The 3,718-nt window shown below is 67.4% G+C and carries 4 protein-coding genes; all 4 read left to right on the top strand.

Features of this window, described 5'->3' with window-relative positions; translation table 11 throughout:
• Positions 1 to 299, top strand: a 299-nt coding sequence (locus KBI44_21640; GenBank protein MBP9147090.1) for a Rieske (2Fe-2S) protein, incomplete at its 5' end; no start/stop codon positions are given.
• Between the two features lie 89 nt (positions 300 to 388).
• Positions 389 to 910, top strand: a complete 522-nt coding sequence (locus KBI44_21635; GenBank protein ID MBP9147089.1) for a MarR family transcriptional regulator — start codon at positions 389 to 391, stop codon at positions 908 to 910.
• Entirely contained in the window at positions 907 to 1,554 is a 648-nt protein-coding gene (locus tag KBI44_21630; GenBank protein MBP9147088.1) for a YceI family protein, read from the top strand. The genes KBI44_21635 and KBI44_21630 overlap by 4 nt, the downstream gene beginning before the upstream one ends.
• A 105-nt stretch (positions 1,555 to 1,659) precedes the next feature.
• A partial coding sequence (locus KBI44_21625) for a glycosyl hydrolase (protein ID MBP9147087.1) occupies positions 1,660 to 3,718 on the top strand: 2,059 nt, incomplete at its 3' end.

Here is a 3,718-nt window from a genome sequence, read left to right as displayed (position 1 = left end):
CCCCTGGCGAGCTGCACGTGCGCCACCTGCTCGGACGCCCGGTCGGGATTCGTCAGTCCGGGGACGGCACGATCTCGGCCCTCGAGCTCGCCTGCCGCCACCAGGGCGCCGACCTCTCGGCCGGGCTCCGGGAGGGCGGGCGGGGCTCGATCGTGACCTGCCCGCGCCACGCCTGGCGCTACGACCTCGCCACCGGCGCCTGCCTCACCGAGCCGGACCTGCCGCTACGCCCGCTCGCCGTCAAGGACGAAGGCGGCCGGCTCTACGTCGACCCGATCCCCCGCCTCGACAGCGACTGAGGCTCGTGTTCCGACAGAAGTGGCCCTCCGGGAACCATGCCAGACTGATAGTTGACAGATCAATCATTCACTGCCATACTTTTCTCCCGATGCCCGAGAGCAAGATCCAGCAGGAGATCCGCCAGACCAGGCCGTTCGCATCGGCGTTCCAGGAGGCCGGCGTCGCGCTCCTGCGGACGAGCGACCAGCTGCAGCGCCGTCTGGCGGCCACCGTCGAACCCCACGGCATCACCGCCCAGCAGTACAACGTACTGCGCATTCTGCGCGGCGCACACCCGGAGGCCGTCCCGACGCTCGAGATCGCTACCCGCATGATCGAGCACGCCCCCGGCATCACCCGTCTGCTCGACCGCCTCGAAGCCAAGAAACTGATCGGGCGCCTGCGCTGCCGGAAGGATCGGCGGCGGGTGCTCTGCACCATCTCGGAAGAGGGGCTCGCCCTTCTGACCGCCCTCGAGCAGCCGATGCTCGAGACGCTCCGTGACTGTTTCCACTCGCTGTCCGAAACCGACGCCAGGCAACTCATTCAGCTTCTCGACGACCTGCGCGAGGGGCTCTACGGTACCTGTGACCATTCCGATCACCCAGAGAAAGAGGAGAAGCAGAGATGAAGAAGTTCACCGCAGTCGCCGCCCTCGCCACCGTTTTCGCAGTTCTCGCCGGGGTCGCCGGCGTCGCAGGGGCCGCCGCCCAGACCGCAGCCCCCGCGGCGGCCGCAGCCACCTCGACGGCGATCACCTACACCGCCGACAAGGCGCACACCCATGTCGGCTTCACGATCCGCCACATGATGTCGCAGGTGCGCGGCTCCTTCGGTGAGTTCTCCGGGACGATCGTCAAGGACGACGCCAACCTCGCCGCCGCGTCGGTCGAGTTCAAGATCCAGGCGACATCGATCGACACCTCCAACGAGAACCGCGACAAGCATCTGCGCAGCGAGGACTTCTTCTTCGTCGAGAAGTTCCCCGAGATCACGTTCAAGAGCACGAAGGTGGAGAAGGTCTCGGACAGCGAGTACAAGGTGACCGGCGACTTCACCATGCGCGGCGTCACCAAGGTCGTCACCCTCCCGGTCGTCCTGACGGGCGAGATGAAGACCAAAGAGGGCAAGTCGATTGTCGGCTTCTCCGTCGCCACCAAGCTCGACCGCAAGGAGTACGGCATCAACTGGAATCGCGCGCTCGACAACGGCGGCCTGCTGCTTTCGGACGAAGTCGCGGTCGAGATCAACATGGAAGCCAAGCAGGGCTCCTGACGCGAACCACTCTCCCCTGCTAGCATTTCGACGCCGGACCGCAACCTGGTCCGGCGTTTTTTCGTATGCACCTCTTTCCGGATCTCTCTCTTGCCAGGAGCTGTCATGAAGCGAGTCCTTCTCACCTCCGCCCTCGCACTCTCGATCGCCGCCGCAGGCTTCGCCGCGACGCCCGCCAAGCCGGATTCGAAGAAGGACGAAGGGCCGCTCGCGAGCGCCACCTTCGCCGGGCTCACCCTGCGCTCGATCGGCCCGGCCCTCACCTCCGGGCGGATCAGCGACCTCGCGGTCGATCCGACCGACAGCAAGACCTGGTGGGTGGCGGCGGCTTCCGGCGGCGTCTGGAAGACGACCAACTCCGGCACCACCTGGGCGCCGGTCTTCGACGGCGAAGGCTCCTATTCGATCGGCGCCCTGGCCATCGACCCGAAGAACCCCAACGTCGTCTGGGTCGGCACCGGCGAGAACAACAACCAGCGCAGCGTCTCTTACGGCGACGGCGTCTACCGCACGCTGGACGGCGGCAAGTCGTGGAAGCGCATGGGGCTCGAGAAGTCCGAGCACATCGGCCGCATCCTCGTCGATCCGCGCGACTCGCGGGTCGTCTGGGTGGCGGCCTACGGCCCGCTCTGGAGCAGCGGCGGCGAGCGCGGCGTCTACAAGAGCGTCGACTTCGGCGAGACCTGGACGCGGGTGCTCGCGATCGGCGACGAGACCGGAATCGCCGACATCCTTCTCGACCCACGCGACCCGGACACCGTCTACGCCGCCGCGCACCAGCGCCGGCGCCATGTCTGGACGCTGGTCGGCGGCGGTCCCGAGTCGGCTCTCCACAAGACGGTCGACGGCGGCAAGAGCTGGCGCAAGCTCGACTCCGGGCTGCCCAAGGGGGAGATCGGCAGGATCGGCCTCGCCCACTCACTGCAGAACCCGGACGTTCTCTACGCGATCATCGAAGCCGAAGAGGACCAGGGCGGCTTCTTCCGCTCCACCGATCGGGGCGAGAGCTGGGAGAAGCGCTCGGCGCATTCGACGAGCGGCAACTACTACTCCGAGATCTTCGCCGATCCGCACCAGTTCGACCGCATCTATTCGATGGACACCTACCTCGAGGTCTCGGACGACGGCGGCACGAACTTCCGCCGCCTCGGCGAGAAGGCGAAGCACGTCGACAACCACGCCATCTGGATCGACCCGAAAGAGCCCCTGCACTACCTCGTCGGGGGCGACGGTGGCCTCTACGAGAGCTTCGACCGCGGCGCCACCTGGCGCTTCTTCGAGAATCTCCCGCTCACCCAGTTCTATCGCGTCGGCGTCGACAACGCGCTGCCGTTCTACAACGTCTGCGGCGGCACCCAGGACAACTACTCCCTCTGCGGCCCTTCGCGCACGCTGCGCTACCAGGGGCCGGCCAACGAGGACTGGGAGGTCACCCAGGGCGGCGACGGTTTCTGGACGGCCGCCGATCCGACCGATCCCAACATCGTCTACGCCGAGGCGCAGCACGGCGTGCTGACGCGCTTCGACCGCCGGAGCGGCGAGAACCTCGACATCCAGCCGCAGCCCGGCGCCGGCGAGCTGCCGCTGCGCTGGAACTGGGACTCGCCGCTGGTTCTGTCGCCGCATTCGCCCACCCGCCTCTACTTCGCGGCCAACCGGCTCTTCCGCAGCGACGACCGCGGCGACTCGTGGCAGGCGGTTTCGCCCGATCTCACGCGTCAGCTCGACCGCAACCAGCTCAAGGTCATGGGCCGGATCCAGCGGCCCGAAGCGGTGGCCAAGAACGCCTCGACCTCGATCTACGGCAACATCGTCGCGCTCGCCGAATCGCCGCTCGCGGCGGGCCTGCTCTTCGTCGGCACCGATGACGGCCTGATCCAGGTCTCGGAAGACGGCGGCACCCACTGGCGGCGTGGCGAGAGTTTCCCCGGCATTCCGGACCTCACTTACGTTTCCCGGCTGGTCGCCTCGCGTCACGACGCCGGGATCGTCTACGCCGCCTTCGACAACCACAAGATGGGCGACTTCAAACCCTACGTCCTGCGCAGTTCCGACCGCGGGCGCAGCTGGACCTCGATCGCCGGCGACCTGCCGGAGCGCGGCACGGTCTACGCCCTGGTCGAGGACCCGCGCGACCGCAATCTTCTCTTCGCCGGTACCGAGT

The sequence above is a fragment of the Thermoanaerobaculia bacterium genome, assembly GCA_018057705.1.
Classification (GTDB): Bacteria; Acidobacteriota; Thermoanaerobaculia; order Multivoradales; family JAGPDF01; genus JAGPDF01.
The sequence above is the reverse complement of the archived record's forward strand: the minus strand, read 5'-3'. Positions and strand labels throughout refer to the sequence as shown.

Bases quoted from the DNA above. Each gene is read 5' to 3' on its own strand.
- KBI44_21635 (MBP9147089.1), top strand. From the start codon at position 389: ATGCCCGAGAGCAAGATCCAGCAGGAGATCCGCCAGACCAGGCCGTTC.
- KBI44_21630 (MBP9147088.1), top strand. From the start codon at position 907: ATGAAGAAGTTCACCGCAGTCGCCGCCCTCGCCACCGTTTTCGCAGTT.